Genomic DNA, 15,744 nt, shown 5'->3' with positions numbered 1-15,744 from the left:
GCTTCTCCTGGGACTACCGTCCCGAGTCGAAACCAGTCACCCCCTGTTGAGTTGTCATCCCGCCCGGACCAGCGGCCCGGACGAGCATGTCAGCCTATCAACGTTTGCCCTCGGACAAAACTTCCCACGGCACCAGTGCCCGCACCGGGTTCCGCCAATCCTTGCCACGGGCCGCACCGACGGCACCCAGGATGGTGAGGATCACCCAGACGATCATCCAGATCCGGGCCACCGGGTTGCCGTCGCCCGGCAGGATCCAGCCCACCGCGGACGCCGCCAGACCGACCGCCGAGGCGACCAGTTGCCAGTTGAACGCCTTGGCCGCCTCGCGTTTGGCGTACGAGCCGGCCGGGCTGATCGCCCACACCACCAGCGGGCCGAACAGCCAGAACACGAACGCCGAGAGATGGGCCACGGCGGCCGTCACATTGCTGCGATCGGCGCTGGGCCGTACCGGCAGCACCTCACCCGAGACCGCACCGAACGGCGCGTAGCCGCGATAGCCGTAGCTCGGACCGCTCCCGGTGATGGGTAGCGGGCCGTCCACCGCGGCGGCCAGTTCCTCCAACCGTTCGGCCGTGATCACCCGCGACATCCGGGCCTCGAACTCGGCGGCGTCCATCCGGCCGAGTCCGTACGCTTCGCGAAGGCGTCGCTCGGCGCCGTCACGATCCTGCTTGGAGACACTGTCAACGGGTGCGAAGAAGTCCTGGGTCATGCGACAAAGCTTTCCCCCTCGCGCCCGTCCGCCATATCGGGCGCGGCCCTGCTTGAGCCCGGATGCACCGGGTCAGGGCTAGATATGGGTGAGGTCGCGTAGGCCCTTGCGGCCACGGACGCCGAGCTTGTCGCAGGCACGCAGGATATGCCCCTCCACGGTGCGTACGGAGAGCTGGAATCGGGCCGCGATCTCGGCGTTGCTCAGCCCCTGCCGGACCGCGAGCACGACCTCACGTTCCCGCGGCGAGATCACCTCGGGTGTGAGCCGCTGGTTCAGGGTCGCCGGCTGCGGAGGGGTGAACAGCTGGCCGGCCACCAGCGAGCGCAGACCGCCGACATGTCGTGGCAGCGAGGCGGCCATCTCGGCCGCCAGCAGCGCATAGCCGGACTCGCTGACCGCTCGGACCGCGGCCACCGCACTCTCCGGTCCGCCCCGCACGCACTCGACGATGGCGCGCGACAAGCTGCTGACGGCGAGCGATCGCGACGGGGGGACGCCCAGCGTGCGCCAGGCCGAGAGTTCCGCCTCCACCAGGAACACCGCTGAGCCTTGTCCGGCCGCGATCGTCGCCGCCCGTTCGAAGCACTTCGCGGCGCCGGTGTGGTCCCCCGTCGCCCACCGGACCCAGCCGGTGGCCGAGGACAGCAGTGGCCGATACACGCCCAGCGCGGGCGCGTAGATCTGCTCCGCCTCGGCCAGGGCCTCCGACGCGGTCTCCACCGACCCGCATTGGGCGTCGGTGCGGGACCGCAGCAATGCCGCCAGCATCGTCCAACCGGCCGGGGCACGGGTGCGGAGTGTGGCATGGGCTTCGGCGGCGACCGCACGGGCTGTGGCCAGGTCGCCGTCCTCGAACAGCACCAGGCCGCGAAGCGTGCCGGACAGTGCGGTCGCCGTCGGCTCCCCCGCCGCCAACTCGGACGCCGTGCGCGCCAGCTCGCGGGCCTCCTCCAGGCCCCCGCTCATCAGCGCGAGCCAGACCGCGTCGTGGTAGAAGCTCCAGCGTTGATAGCCGCTCGACGTGGCGTCCGCGGCCGCCAGGCCCACGTCCCAGGCCAGTGATTGCTGGGTTCGGTCCATTCGGTACGCCGATGCGATCGACAGCGCCACCGCGGCCCACAGCGTCGCTGCGGGATCGGCGCGGCTCGGTGCCCGGCTCGGTGCGCAGATCGGTACAGCCTGCGCGGACGCCTCCGACAGCCGGCCCTCGAAGGCGGCGAAGGCCGCGCCCGCACCAGCAGCCAGCGGTAGTCGTGGATCCGCCGCCGCTAGTGCAGTGTGCGCACCCGGGGCGTCGCGTAGTCCCCAGAAGATGTTGGCGGCGCGCATCACCGCCCACACATCCGGCAAGGGGGTCGGCAGTTCCGCTCCGGCCAGCCGGTCATAGACCGCCGCGGCCTCGTCGCAGTCACCGCGCCAGCTCAACGACGAGGCGAGCGCCAGCACGGTCGCCGGCCCGGGTGCGATCGAATCGGCGTGGCGGGCCAGGTCGATGGCGGTGTCGACGGCGCCCAGCCTGAGCCCGGTCTCTACGCTCGCCAGCAGCCGCGACACCGGGAGTTGCTCGTCGGAGTTCATGCTGAGTACGGCCAACGCCAGTTCCTCGGACGGGTCGAGGGCCCGGCTGCGACGCATCCGGACGATGTCGCCACGCAGGGCACGGGCCCGCCACGGGTCGACGCCGGCCAGCACCGCCTGCCCGAGCACCGGTGTCGCGACCCGCATCGTGCCAGCTGGTTGCTGAACCACGACGAGACCCCGCTCAAGCAGCGTCGAGGCATCTGAGCGGCAGCCGAGCGCAACGCACTCCTCGGCGTCCAGCGAACCCGCCAGGGCGAGGTAGCCGACCAGCCGGGCGGCGTCCGGATCAAGGTCACGCAACGCCTCCCGCCGCGCCGCGAAGACGTCCTCCAGGGGTGGGATGGCGCCGGTCAACTGGACGGCGCCGGTTCCGGAGATCGGCTGCCAGGCACCACGACGCGACGCGGCGGTGCTCATCATCGTCAGTAGCAGCAGGTTTCCCTCACTGAGCGCGTGCAGCCGTTCCGCGCTCGCCGCGGCGATCTGATGACCATGGAGCGAGGTCAGCACGTCGGCCGCCTCGCCCGGTGACAACGGGTCGACGTCGATCCGGGTGAAGAACGGATCGGTCACGAACGGGCGCAGCACCGCGGGCAGCGTGGCCACCGACGGTGCGATCATCACGACCCGCAGGTGCCGCTGGGCGAGGAGTTGCTGAGCGACGATCGCCGACGCCGGGTCGAGGTGGTGGCAGTCATCGACCACAACGGTGTTCCCCGCGGGAACGGCGGCGCGCACCCCGTCCAGAACGTTCCAGAGTGCGGCCGGCGTATCGGTCGCGGCTCCCACCCGTACCAGGCCCGCCAGCGACCCGAACGGGATGTTCCGCAGGGGTGCGGGCGCCCCGATCCAGGTCGCCGGGGTCCGGCTCTCAGCCAATGCCGCACGGACCGCGGTCGATTTCCCCGAGCCGTCCGGACCGACCACGAACACGCCCGCCACGGACGCCGTCGACAGCGCCCGGACAAGGGGTTCCTCCACCCGCGTGAAATGCCAGCGTTCCGGCACCCCGGAACCATACCGCCGGCGGCAGCGTCGCGAACACGGTTCTTGCGGGCCCTTGTCAGCGCGCCATCCTCCCGGGGCCCAACAGGCTTGACCGACGACCAGAGCCCTTCCTACGAACAGGTAGTCACTACTCGTGTGCGGAACGCGCGCCGCGAGAAGAGTGGGCCGAGGACGTTCCGCAGCAGCCGGATCGACGAGGAGGACGGTTCATGCCTGAGGTAGTACGCAACATAGGTACCGCTGCGAGCCGGGTGCTCGCCGATGCGATGGCGAAGGCCGAGGTGGTCCAGGTCGAAGGCCTGACCCTGCCGACGGTGACACCGATCGTGGGTGAGGCGATCAGCCGATCGCTGGTCGAGCGAGCCGGCCAGCCGGTTCGGACGGTGTCACCGGCACTGGTCGGCAGGCTCAAGAAGCTCCCCAAGCGGGTCGATCACCGACGGTGGCAAAGCGAGGGGTCGCGGCAGTTCGACCGGGGCACCTGTTGGGCGTTCGCCGGCATCGCCGCCCTCGAAGCGGCCTACCGCCGGGTCGGCATCGACGTCCGGCTCTCCCAGGAGTTCCTGATCCATATGGTCCGCTCGTGGGCGAACCAGCAGAAACGCACCGAACACGTGCATTCGCTGTGCGACTTCATGGGCAGCGCCGACGTGCTGCAGCACCTCTCCCGGCTGAATGTGCCACAGCTCTCCGACGCGCCGTATTTCAACCGGGCCGGGTTGAGCAAGATCTGGACCGATGTCGGCTCGAAGGCGGGTCCGGTGGACTTCACCGGCGGGCCGGGATCGTCCGACCGGGTGGACTGGTTCGAATACGACCAGGCGCACATTCCGCTGGCCGCCCGGTGGGCCGCGAACTGGGGTGTCCGCACCTTCGGCACCGTCAACGGCACGGTGGACGGCATCCGAACGGCTCTCGCCGCCGGCCACGACGTGGTGGTCGGCGTCTGGGACAAGATCAACGTCGGCCAGCACACCCTGCTGGTCTACGGCTACGACGACGACGCGAAGACCTTCCTGATCAAGAACTCGCAGACCGCCACCGCCTTCGCCACCATGGACTACTACAACGACGCCCAGTTCGACCTCGGTGGCGATCCGGCACTGCACAAGGGTCCGGGCACCGCCTACTTCGTGACCGAGGTCAAGCAGCCGCAACGGCAGACCCATCCGGCCTGGGTGGGGCCGTGGACGATGGACAACGACGGCTGGCGCGGCCGGCTGATCATCCGGCGGTACTGCGACCTGTGGGCCACCGGCTCGACACTCGCCGACTCGTCCGAGCGAGCCCTGGACGTCGGCACCTGGTACCCCGAGGACGGTGCTCCCGCCACCGTGCACGGCTGGTTCGAGCAGGACGGCCAGGCGCTCACCTGCACCATCAACGACCAACCGTTCAAGCTCAGCCTGTTCGGCTGGGAGTTGGATCGTGCCGCCGGGGTCACCGCTTGGAGAGACAGCCAATTCTCAGTGGTGCTGTCCCGTGGCGTGATCAGCGGCGGCCCGGCCCTGACCGCGACCACCCGGGCGAGCGCAACGGCGATCTGGGAGTGCGATCACGATGGTCAGCTGGGCACCCTGAGCAACGGCGACAAGCCGTCCTACATCAAGACCTCCGACGGCACCCGGTTCCCGGTCCGCCTCGCCGGCGGCAAGGACCACCGGTTCGACCTCGACATCAACTGGTCCGCGACGGGCGGTTCGGTCCAACGGTTCGAGTTCCTCGCCCACACCCGGGAGACCGGGATCGCCGGAGGATTGACGCGACTCGACGGCGCCAGTTACGGCTTGTCGGCCCGGGTCGCGGCGTCGCTGTACGTCGTGCGCTCGGACGGACGCCTCGACCAGTTCCGGCACACCGGACGGCCGACCATGTCGTTCGACTGGGAGAGTCACACCGGGGTCGGCGTCGGCTGGAACGGCGTCCGGGTGATCGGCGGCGGAGACGGCGTCATCTACGTGATCACGCCGGACGGCCGGCTGCGCTGGGCTTGGCACCGGGGTCGAGCCACCGGCACCTTCGACTGGGTCGACTTCCACGACGTCGGCACCGGATGGCAGGACCCTGCCGCCGTCCTTGCCGGCGAGGGCGGTCTGCTCTACGCGATCATGCCCAACGGAGATGTGCGCTGGTTCCGGCATCTCGGACGCCGCACCGGCGCCGCGACCTGGGAGGGGCCGAGCGTGGTGGCGAATCTGGGGATCCGCTGGTTCCAGGCCATCACCGCCGGCCCGGACGGCGTGTTCTACGCCATCGATCCCCTCGGCCGGCTGCTCTGGTGGCGTCACCTGGCCCGCGCCGAGGGGCGTCCGGTCTGGGCCGGCCCGCGCATCGTCTCGACCGGCTGGGAATCGGTCGACACCCTGATCGCGACCGGGTCCGGCTACCTGTACGCACGTCGCGCCACCAAGGCTGGCGATCCCGGAAGCGGTGAGCTGTGGCTGCACAACCACCTCGGCTACCGCACTGGCGAGAACAGCTGGCGGCCGAAGGCCAAGGTCGGCACCGGCTGGACCGCGGGGGTGTCCGCCATCTTCGCCACCTGACGGCCGCGGAGCCCTCGGCGGGGTGGAGGCTCTACGGTGAGGGCATGCCCAACACCCTGGATTTCCGCGATCTCGGCGAGGGGATCGGCGACGCGACGGCTGTGCTGCGCAACAATGCAGCGGCGGCCGGTCTGGATGCGCCGGTGCCGACCTGTCCCGGCTGGACGGTGCGTGACCTGATCACCCATCAGGGTCTGATTCACCGCTGGGCGACCGCGAACGTCCGCGGCGTGGCACCGCGCCCGGACGCCGAGGTCGAAGCCGAGGCGGCGGCGTCCGTCGACCTGCTGGAGTGGCTCGACGACGGCCTGGTCGACCTGCTCAACGCCTTGGCTGCGGCGCCGGAGGACCTGGACGTGCAGTTCTTCCTGTTCGACGCTCCCCCGCCCCGGCAGGCCTGGACCCGGCGGCAATGCCACGAGACCACCATCCACGCGGTCGATGCGATGGCGGCCAAGCTGGGCCGCGCGCCCCGTCCGGACGAGTTGTGGTTCTCCCCCGCGCTCGCCAGGGACGGCATCGACGAGTTGCTGCTCGGGTTCGCCCCGCGGCCCAAGTACGGCCCGCGCCGTCCGGAGCCGGCCGAGATCGCGATCACCACCGACGACGGACTGGGCGCCTGGACGGTGTCACTCACCCCGGACGGCTGCACGGCCCGGGTCGGGGCCTCCGACACCGCCGGCACCCGGGTCACCGGCAGCGCCCGCGGCCTCTATGCCGGCCTGTGGAACCGCGGCCGGGACTACGTCGTGGAAGGAGACGCAGCCGTCCTGGAGTCATTCCTCGAGCAATTGCGGGTGTCTTGGTAACCGCCGGTAGAGCCCTGCCTAACTAGTTCTGGCCTCCCGTCGACGGGAGGCCAGAACTAGTTGGGCAGGGCCTTTCGGGTTACGGCTTCAGGCTGAACAGCCAGGCCAGCAGGTAGCTGTAGCTGTTGCCGTCGTCGATCGTGGAACGGTCGAAGCTGCGGGCCGCCTTCAGCGCGGTCTGCCGAGCGTCCTCCCCTGCCAGCGCCGAGTACATCAGGATGTAGTCCCCGTACTGTTGCTCGAAGCCCTTGCTGCCGATGCCCTCCTTCACGTTCTCGGCGATCCGGACGGCGTCGCCGCCCAGCTGGTCGGAGGACGGACTGACCGGGATGAGCAGAATGGCCAGCGCCGCCGCCGGCTCCGCCGAGAACCAGGTGGCGTAGTCGCGTTTGCCGCCGAAGTTCAGCGGCAGCACCTGGTGGCCGAAACCGGCATAGACCGGGTCACTGGTGTCGAAGTCGGTCCAGTACGCGCGCGCGGACGCCGCCTCGAGGGCCTGCATCCACCGGGCCTCGACCTCCAGGTCGCGGTTGCCGCTGGCGCGTGCCCACAGGGTCAGGCCGGCGTAGGCGGTGACCGCCTCGGACGCCGACTCCTGGTTGTTCCCGTCGGCGAAGGGCGCGGTGCCGGACGCCCACGAGTGGGACGCGTAGCTGTCGAAGTTCCGCCGCGCCGGGAAGTGCTCGTTGCCGGGCGAGGTCGCGATGTCGGCGGCGAGCAGGTTCATCACCGGCGCCAGCTTCTCGGCCAGGCCGGAGTCGTCGGCCGCCAGCACCCCCGCGGCGTACAAGAAGTAGCCGTAGTGGAAGTGGTGGTCGTTGAACTCATCCGAACCGAAGGACGGTGTCCTGCCCACCATGCCGTGGTTGCGGGTGTCGTAGAAGAAGCAGAACGCGTCCCGGGTCTCGCACCCCTTCGGCTCGGTCCACTGCAGCAGCTGGGTGGTGACCCGCTCCTTCAGCTTCGCGGCCTCGGCGTCGGCACCCACCTGCTTGGCGATCTCCCAGAGCTGGGCGTCCCGATACAGCGCCTTGCCACCGAAGTAGGTATCGGCCGGGTAGGGCTTCAGGGCGGCGACGTCGGCCTTGACCGCGTCCGCGAGTTCGGAACGCTCGGACTCGGAAAGCCGGGACAGGTCCAGGCCGGCGCGGGCCGCTTGCAGCGGCTCGGTCCAGGTCAGCTTCTTCCCCGCATACAGGGTCAGGGTTCCGTACGAACTGGCGTAGCTGCCGATCGGCTCGCCGGCATCGACCAGACTCCTGGCCTGATGAGGCATGGCCGCGAAGGCGGTGTCACCGCCGTTCCCCGTGGTGTACGCGAGCGTGGTGGTGGCCGTGTCCCCCACCTGATAGGACGCCGACGTCGCCTTCAGCGGGTCGCCGGCCAGTTTCGCCATGGTCTCGAGGTTGCCCCCGTCGGGGACGGCGAACCAGGTCGCGGTCTGGCCCGGTGACAGGTTCACCGACGTCCCCGACACCTGGCCCGCGGTGACCAGGCCGTAGCTGGCCGCCCCGCCCTGCACCGTCCAGGCAGCCCCGGACGCCGCGAACGGCAGGTTGCTGGTCAGCGCGACAGAACCGGCCGCGGTGAAGCTGACGAAGGGCGAGCCTTCGGCGATCCTGACCGAGCCGACCGGCTTTCCGCCCGCGGCCGCCTCGAGGGTGACCGACAGCTCGTCGTAGCCGGTCACCGTCCAGGTGGTGCCCGAGCCGGTGCCGACGCTGATGATCGGCGCATAGCCGCCCATGATCGTCTTCGCGGTGGTGGTCACCGTCGGCAGCCCGAAGGCGAAGCCTTTGGCGTCCACTCCGAAGCTGAGCGGCAGCGGGAAGACCGGCTGTGCGGTGTCGCCGAACACCAGGCCGGAGAACCACTTGTTGGTGGGCGGCAGCAGTCCGGCAGCAAGCCGTTCCGGCTTGAGATCCTTGCCGGCCGACTGAGTGACGTCCTGCAGGAGCGGGCCCACCTGATCGGGGCCCAGCACGCCGGCCGAGTTGCCCTCGGCGCCTGACTGGCCCGCGCCGGGGCCGGGTGGGTCGGTCGCCGCAGGCGGCGCCGCCGAACAGGCCGCCAGCAGACCGATCAGGCCGGTGGCGACCAGGCCGGTGAGAGTTCTGTTGAGCCTGGTGATGGTGATCACCTCAGTCCGATCTTGGTCAGGAAGGCGAGCATCGTCTCGGAGGGACCGGACAGCCAGCCGTCGTCGCGCAGCTCCACGATGGCGGTGACCGGGGTATCCAGCCTGGTCAGATTGGCCAGCGCCGGATCGGTCAGGCCGTCGCTGCTGATGGTCACGTAGGTGACCGGTGCGCCGCCTTCGGTGACCACCTGGACACCCGACACCGTCCCGATGACGAGCTGGTTGTTGGGCAGCACGATCCGGGCGGACGCGCCGTGCTCGATCCGGCCGTAGTCGATGGGTTCCAGGACGAAGCGGCCGGTGACGCTACGCTGCCCGTCGGCCACGATGGCGGCCATCTGCGAACCGTTACCGAGGAACGAGCCGCGGACGGCGCCGAGCGAGGCGACATAGCCGTCGGCCACGGACTTGTAGGTGATGGTGCCCTTGCTCAGGTCGATGTCGTAGGCGTCGGTGGACACCGGCCTGATGCCGTTGCCGACGTCCTGCTGCAGCTGGACGCTGGAGAGTGTGAACAGCTTCTGGCCCGTTCTCACCTTCGCGCCCGGCTCCACGTAGGTGTCGGTGACGACGCCGCCGTAGGACGATCCGACGATCGAGGTGGGTGCCTGCACGGTGGCGCTGACGCTGGCCACTTGGGACTGCCGTTGGTTGAACACGACGGTGAGCGCGAATACGAGCGCGGCGATGCCCACGATGCCGCCCCAGAGCTTGAGTCGATTGATCCAGGTCATGATTGTTGTGCCTCAGAACTTTCTTGGTCGATCGTGGTGATCAACGGACGGAGCCGGCCGCTTCGCGGGCGCGCTCGGGACGGGTTTCGAGGGCGGTCGCGTCGTCGGCCGACGAGCCTGACCAGGGAGCCGCGGAGGCGAGGAGCTCGACCTCACGGTGTGCCCTGGTGATCGCCTCACGGCTCAGCGCCGCGGGGCGTTCGGTCTCGACCACGGCGTCCGCCAACTCGACGTCGATCGGATCGGCGACACCGTGGACCTCAGCGGCCTCGTGGAAGGCCACCCCGATCAGGGCACCGATCGCCACGGTGTTCACCACACTCCAGAAGGTGGCCACGTTCAGCTGCCCCAGGGTCAGGTCGCGCCAGATCGACACGATCGAGGTGCCGAGCAGAAAGACGAAGGTCAGCACCTGCGGAATGATGAAGTTGAACGCCGACGAGCGGGTGGTGGTGCCGGTGACGTGCCACTTGGTGTCGACCCCGGTGAACGCGTTGCGGAGCGCCCGCAGGTAGATCGGGAACGAGTTGGCCGCCAGCAGCAGCACCTCCCAGCGGAAGCTGCCCAGGGTGAGCCCCGCAAGCAGAATCTGCAACAGGTAGAAGCCGGCGTAGAAGGCGAGCCAGGTGAGCACGCTCACCTGCAGGTTCACCGGATGCAGGTCGAAGAAGACTTCCAGCGCAGGGACGAAGAGCAGGATGCCCGGCGCGATCCCGGTGAGGTAGAAGGTGGCGGTCACGAAGTACATGAACCGCTGGTCGAGCGACAACCGCCGCCGCGGATTGAACGGGTTGTGCGTGAACAGGATCTCGAAGCCGCCGGTGGCCCAGCGCAACTGCTGCTTGGTGTAGGCCTCGATGGTCTCCGGGGCATCACCCACCGCCAGCGTCTGCGGAATGTAGATCGACTTCCACCCGCGTTCGTGCAACATCAGCGACGTCCAGACGTCCTCGGACTTCGACTGCGTGTACATGCCGCCGATGTCGAGCACCGCGGACCGCCGGAACAACACATTGGTGCCGACGCAGAAGGCGGCGTTGAAGTGCGTCCGCCCGGGCTGGATGAAGCGATAGAACATCGACTGCATGTAACCGGCACCGCGGGAAATGATGTTGTGCATGTTCCCGTAGGTCTGCGGCGTCTGCACGAAGGCGACGTTGGAGTCGACCATGAACGGCAGGGTCTCCTCCAGGAACTCCGGACGCGGCACGAAGTCCGCGTCAAGGATGACGAAGAAGTCGCCTTTGGCTACGGTCAACGCGTTGTTGACGTTGCCCGCCTTGGCCCCGTGGTTGGTCAGCCTGCGGATGTAGCCGATCTGCAGGGCGGCGGCCAGGTCGCGCACGGCGTCCGACTTTCCGTCGTCCAGGATCCATGTGCTGTGCGCACCCCGGACGGCTTTCGCCGCCTCGGCGGTACGCCGGATCACGTCGAGCGGCTCGCCGTAGACCGTGATCAGCACGTCGACCGCCACGGATTCACCGTCGACATGCAACGGCCACTGGGTCGGATCGTCGGTCACCCGGCGGCGTTCGTTGACCGCCGGATCGTAGAGCGTCCGCTGCGTCTCGTGGAAGGCAAAGGTACGTGGGTCCTTGTAGCCCGCGAGGATCGCCCACATCGCCATCAAGGCGTGGAACATCAGGATCGTCTCGGCGATGATCACCATCGTCCAGGGCAGGATGTCGCCCCGGTTGGCCGGGTTCAGCAGGAACCAGGCGTAGGCCAGGATGCCGAGCGTGGCCGCGATGGAGACCGCGATCATGACCGGACCGTAGGAATTCTTGGTTCGCGCACGTCTGGCTTGCGGCCCGAGGCCGTCGACGGACGCGAAGTCGTCAGTAATCACTGGTGTGGACATAACTCTCCCCCCGAAGAGCACATCGTTGTTGAGCTGAACCGCCCGATCCGCGCTCCCGACGCGGGGCAGTTCAAACGGCCACTGTGGCCGGCTTCGGCGAGTTCGCTAGCATCCCGTCGCTCGAAGCTGAGTCCAGAGTGACATGGGCGACGCCCGAAAGCAAAATATTGGTCTATGTAACTAAAACACGACGGACAGGTGTCGTGGCGATGACCAACCGGCGGCTATTCGCCGCGGTTCCGAGCGGCCAGCTCGCGGGCGGCGTCCCGATTGGCGTCGCGCTCGGCGATGGTCTGACGCTTGTCCCAGGCCTTCTTGCCGGTGCCGACGGCCAGTTCGACCTTGGCGTAGCCGTCCAGGAAGTACAGCGCCAGCGGGACGATGGTGCGTCCCGAACCGGTGGTGGCGCGCTCCAGCTTGTCGATCTCGCGCCGATGCAGCAGCAGCTTGCGGTTGCGTCGCGCGGCGTGGTTCGTCCAGGTGCCGAAGGCGTATTCGGGAATGTAGGCGTTGCGCAGCCAGACCTCACCGTCGTCGACCGTGGCGAACGCATCGGCCAGGGACGCCCGCCCCGACCGCAACGACTTCACTTCGGTGCCGGTGAGCACCAGGCCCGCCTCGAAGTGGTCGGACAGGTGGTAGTCATGGCGCGCCCGGCGGTTCTGGGCGACCATGATCCGGCCCTTTTCGCGTGGCATGGTCGCGCTCCCCTGGTCAGGTGCTGGTCGATGGAAACCGACAGCTTACCAAGGGAGCGCGATCAGGCTCGGCTCAGAGCCAGTTCATCGGGTTGACCACACCACCGTTGACGTAGACCTGCAGGTGCAGGTGGCAGCCGGTGGAGAGGCCGGTGGTGCCGACGTAGCCGATCAACTGACCCTGCTTGACCCGCTGTCCGGTGCGGACGATGATCCGCGACTGGTGGGCATAGCCGGTCGAGACGTACCTGCCCCTGATCCGGCCGTGGTCGATGACGGTGTAGTTGCCGAAACCGCCCTGCCGGTAGGCGCTGGCCACCCGGCCGCTCGCCGCAGCCCGGATCGGGGTGCCGCAGGCGGCGCCGAAGTCGGTGCCGCGGTGCATCCGCCAGATGTGCAGGATGGGGTGGTAACGAAGTCCGAACGGCGACCCCGCGGCTGCGTTGACCGGGCGGATGAAGCCTCGGGACGACTCGCGCGAGATCGTCGTCCTCGGTACGTATCGCTTGCCCGCCTTCTTCGCCGCGGCCTTGCGCCTGGCTTCCGCCGCCCGGCGCTTCGCCTCGGCGGCGGCGGCCTTCTTGCGGGCGATCTCGGCCCGACGCCGGATCTGTGCGCTGATCGCCGCGTCCTGGGCCTGCAGTTGGCGGAACTTGGCCTGCTCGGCGTTCAGGTCGGCCTGAGCCGCCTTGCGGGCGATCGCCAGCTTGGCCACGCTCGCCGCGACGGCGTTGCGGGCCAGCGCGGCCTTGCCCTGCAAGACCCTCATCTGAGCCAGGTTGGCCTCGGCTTCGGCCTTGTCGGCGGCGATCTGCTTCTCGATGGCCGCCTGCGCCTTCTCGGCCGCCTCCAGCTTGGCCTGCAGCTCACGCAGCCGGGCCATCTGTGCACTGGTCGCGTCGAAGATCGTCGTCGACCACTGCAGCCGCTGGGACAGGTCGCCGGTGTCGGCGGAGTCGAACACCACGCTCAGTCCGACCAGGTCGGTCTGCTGCTGGTAGGCCTCACGGGCTGCCGCACCCATCATCTGCAGCTGGGCGTCCACCTCGGCCTTGGCCTTGGCGACCGCCTTCTTGGCCGCGGCCAGCTTCTTCCGGGCCTCGGCCAGCCGACGTCCGATCGCGGCGTCGAGCGCCCGCGCATCGTTGACGGCCTGGTTGGCGGCGTCCAGCTTGCGCTGCGCCTTGGCCTGCGCGGCCTGCGCCTTGGCCAGGTTCTGGATGGCCTTGGAGACCTCGGCCTTCGAGTCCGCGACGTCCGACTTCGACGACACGATCGCCTTGCGAACGTCGTCGCGACGATCCTTCAGGCCGTCGGCGGCTGCCGGCGAGCCCAGGCTCACGGTCAGGCCGATGGCGAGTACCGCGACCAGCGGACGCCACAGGCGCCTGGCGGTGCTGAGCGACGTTTCCTTCGTGGTTCGGCAGGTGGGGGAAGACACCTGATTCACGATGGGGCCCCAATCGGTTCGGTTGAGGGCCCACCGGGAGGCTCAGACCCTCAGATACTTACGAGTGGCTATCACCGTTGGAACGATCGAAAGGACGACACCAACGGCGACAACGCCGAGCATTGCCAAACCGACATGGGACCAGCCAATCCACTCGATACTCTTAAGTGAGGGTTGAGCCCGGTCGATGATCAGGAATTTTTCTATCGCAGCGAGCGATCCGCAGGCCAAAGCCGCGCCAACGAGGGCTGCCACGAGAGATTCGATCAGGAACGGCAGCATGATGTACCAGTTGGACGCACCCACCAGCCGCATGATCCCCAGCTCGCGACGGCGCGAGAAGGCGGCCATCTTGATGGTGGTCGCGATCTGTAGTGCGGCTGCGAGAAGCAGCCACAGACTGAGCCCGATGGTGGCCCACTTGGCGATGTTCAGCCATTGGAACAGCGGATTCAGGTACTGCCGCAGGTCTTGAACGGCCTGGACGCCGGGCAGGCCGGCGATCGCGGACACCACACCCTCGTACTGCTCAGGATCCTTCAGCTTCACCCGGAAGGAGTCCTGCATCAGGTCGACGCTCATGTCGGCCAGCACCGGGGAATCCTTGTAGACCCGCTTGAAGTCCTCCCAGGTGTCGGCCTTGCTCTCGTAGTAGACGGTCTCGACCTCGGAGTTGGTCTCCAGCGCCGTCCGGATCGCCTGCTTCTGGGCGTCGGTGGCGTCCTGGCCGGGCTCGCAGTTGCGGCCCGACGACGCCTTCACGCACAGGAAGACGCTGATCTCGATCTTGTCGTACCAGCGGCCCTTGGCGAGTTCGACCTGTTGGGCGCCGAGCAGGCCGCCACCGAACAGGGTCAGCGAGACCCACATGGTGATGATGACGGCGAAGGTCATGGTCAGGTTTCGGCGCAGGCCGGACCAGGCCTCACGCAGGGTGTGCCGCATGGCGGACTCCTTCGAGGATTCGGGACGGGCGGGCCAGGTTCATCGCGGTGCTCACTGGTAGCCGTAGACGCCCTTGCTCTGGTCGCGGACGAGTTCGCCGTCCACGAGTTCGATCACCCGTTTGCGCATCTGGTCGACGATCGTGGCGTCGTGGGTGGCCATCACCACGGTGGTGCCGGTGCGGTTGATCTGGTCGAGCAGCTTCATGATGCCGATGCTGGTGGTCGGGTCGAGGTTGCCGGTCGGCTCGTCGGCCAGCAGAATCGCCGGACGGTTCACGAACGCCCGGGCGATCGCCACCCGCTGCTGCTCACCGCCGGAGAGCTCTTCGGGAAGCCGGTTCTCCTTGCCGTTCAGGCCGACCAACTCGAGGGTTTCCGGGACGACCCGCTTGATCGTCGCCGTCGGCTTGCCGATCACCTGCAGCGCGAAGGCCACGTTCTCGAGGACGGTCTTGCCGGGCAACAGCCGGAAGTCCTGGAAGACCACGCCCAGTTGGCGGCGCAGCCCGGGGACCTTCCAGCCGTGCAGCCGGCCGAGATCCTTGCCGGCCACGAAGATGCGGCCCTTGGTGGCCCGGTACTCGCGCAACACCAGCCTGATGAACGTCGACTTGCCCGAGCCGGAACTACCGACCAGGAAGACGAACTCCCCCTTGTCGATGGTGACGCTGACGTCGGACAGTGCAGCCCGGCGCTGACCCTCGTAGATCTTGGTGACGTCTTCGAACGTGATCACGGTGCGACTCCGGTCGGTCTCGATGATGGGGGAAGTTCCTGAGAAACACTCAGCCGACCACGGTCGAGTGTAGGCGAGGTCCGTGCCGCGTCCTGGAACGCCACGCCCGCCCCTACTCCCACCGCTCGCCGAACTATTTGGGGCTCGCTGAGTTCAGCGAGCGCCAGATCGTTCGGCGAGCGTTTCAGGGTGGACGCCGGGGTCACGCCAAGCGCGAGGATCAGCGGTCCCCCTGCTGACGACGCCAGCGGATGCCGGCGTCGATGAAGCCGTCCAGATCGCCGTCGAATACGGCGTCCGGGCTGCCCACCTCGTAGTCGGTGCGCAGATCCTTGACCATCTGGTACGGGTGCAGCACATAGGAACGCATCTGCGAACCCCACGAGTTGCCACCGTCGCCCTTCAGCGCGTTCAGTTCGGCCTCGCGGTCACGCCGAGCCCGCTCCAGCAGCCGGGACTGCAGCACCTTCATCGCCGCCACCTTGTTCTGCAGCTGGCTCTTCTCGTTCTGGC

The 15,744-nt window shown here is 68.4% G+C and carries 12 protein-coding genes; 2 read left to right on the top strand and 10 right to left on the bottom strand.

What is annotated here, in order from left to right:
• Positions 1 to 97: 97 nt before the first annotated feature.
• Both Q0066_RS06295 and Q0066_RS06290 read right to left on the bottom strand, forming a co-directional pair.
• Entirely contained in the window at positions 98 to 718 is a 621-nt protein-coding gene (locus tag Q0066_RS06295; protein WP_298131179.1) for a DUF1707 and DUF4870 domain-containing protein, read from the bottom strand.
• A 78-nt stretch (positions 719 to 796) separates the two neighbouring features.
• Entirely contained in the window at positions 797 to 3,310 is a 2,514-nt protein-coding gene (locus tag Q0066_RS06290; RefSeq protein ID WP_298131177.1) for a LuxR C-terminal-related transcriptional regulator, read from the bottom strand.
• Positions 3,311 to 3,519: 209 nt separating this feature from the next.
• Between Q0066_RS06290 and Q0066_RS06285 the strand changes: the two genes are divergently transcribed.
• Both Q0066_RS06285 and Q0066_RS06280 read left to right on the top strand, forming a co-directional pair.
• On the top strand, positions 3,520 to 5,856 hold the full coding sequence (locus Q0066_RS06285; RefSeq protein ID WP_298131176.1) for a tachylectin-related carbohydrate-binding protein: 2,337 nt from the start codon (positions 3,520 to 3,522) through the stop codon (positions 5,854 to 5,856).
• A 44-nt stretch (positions 5,857 to 5,900) separates the two neighbouring features.
• Positions 5,901 to 6,665, top strand: coding sequence for a maleylpyruvate isomerase family mycothiol-dependent enzyme (locus tag Q0066_RS06280; RefSeq protein ID WP_298131174.1), 765 nt, complete (start codon positions 5,901 to 5,903; stop codon positions 6,663 to 6,665).
• 79 nt (positions 6,666 to 6,744) lie between these two features.
• Here the strand turns inward: Q0066_RS06280 and Q0066_RS06275 are convergent, their stop codons facing one another.
• From Q0066_RS06275 to Q0066_RS06240, 8 genes are all read right to left on the bottom strand, one after another.
• Positions 6,745 to 8,805 (bottom strand): glycosyl hydrolase, encoded by a 2,061-nt coding sequence (locus Q0066_RS06275; RefSeq protein WP_298131173.1) that lies wholly within the window; start codon positions 8,803 to 8,805, stop codon positions 6,745 to 6,747.
• Positions 8,802 to 9,539 carry a hypothetical protein gene (locus Q0066_RS06270; RefSeq protein WP_298131171.1) on the bottom strand — a complete coding sequence of 246 codons (738 nt, stop codon included), beginning with the start codon at positions 9,537 to 9,539 and terminating at the stop codon, positions 8,802 to 8,804. Before Q0066_RS06270 ends, Q0066_RS06275 begins: the two co-directional genes overlap by 4 nt.
• 40 nt (positions 9,540 to 9,579) lie before the next feature.
• The gene (locus Q0066_RS06265) at positions 9,580 to 11,304 is read right to left on the bottom strand and encodes a glycosyltransferase family 2 protein (protein ID WP_298131170.1); all 1,725 of its coding nucleotides are present in this window, start codon (positions 11,302 to 11,304) and stop codon (positions 9,580 to 9,582) included.
• Between the two features lie 320 nt (positions 11,305 to 11,624).
• Positions 11,625 to 12,098, bottom strand: a complete 474-nt coding sequence (gene smpB, locus Q0066_RS06260) for an SsrA-binding protein SmpB (protein ID WP_298131166.1) — start codon at positions 12,096 to 12,098, stop codon at positions 11,625 to 11,627.
• Between the two features lie 73 nt (positions 12,099 to 12,171).
• The gene (locus Q0066_RS06255) at positions 12,172 to 13,539 is read right to left on the bottom strand and encodes a M23 family metallopeptidase (protein WP_298131164.1); all 1,368 of its coding nucleotides are present in this window, start codon (positions 13,537 to 13,539) and stop codon (positions 12,172 to 12,174) included.
• A 51-nt stretch (positions 13,540 to 13,590) separates the two neighbouring features.
• Positions 13,591 to 14,493 carry a permease-like cell division protein FtsX gene (ftsX, locus tag Q0066_RS06250; RefSeq protein WP_298131162.1) on the bottom strand — a complete coding sequence of 301 codons (903 nt, stop codon included), beginning with the start codon at positions 14,491 to 14,493 and terminating at the stop codon, positions 13,591 to 13,593.
• A 51-nt stretch (positions 14,494 to 14,544) separates the two neighbouring features.
• Positions 14,545 to 15,231, bottom strand: coding sequence for a cell division ATP-binding protein FtsE (gene ftsE, locus Q0066_RS06245; RefSeq protein ID WP_298131160.1), 687 nt, complete (start codon positions 15,229 to 15,231; stop codon positions 14,545 to 14,547).
• Between the two features lie 220 nt (positions 15,232 to 15,451).
• Positions 15,452 to 15,744 (bottom strand): peptide chain release factor-like protein (locus Q0066_RS06240; RefSeq protein ID WP_298131158.1); only part of this gene is annotated, 293 nt, incomplete at its 5' end.

It is taken from the genome of Micropruina sp. (assembly GCF_027492755.1).
Lineage (GTDB): Bacteria > Actinomycetota > Actinomycetes > Propionibacteriales > Propionibacteriaceae > Micropruina.
This window is presented reverse-complemented; position numbering and strand designations above follow the sequence as displayed.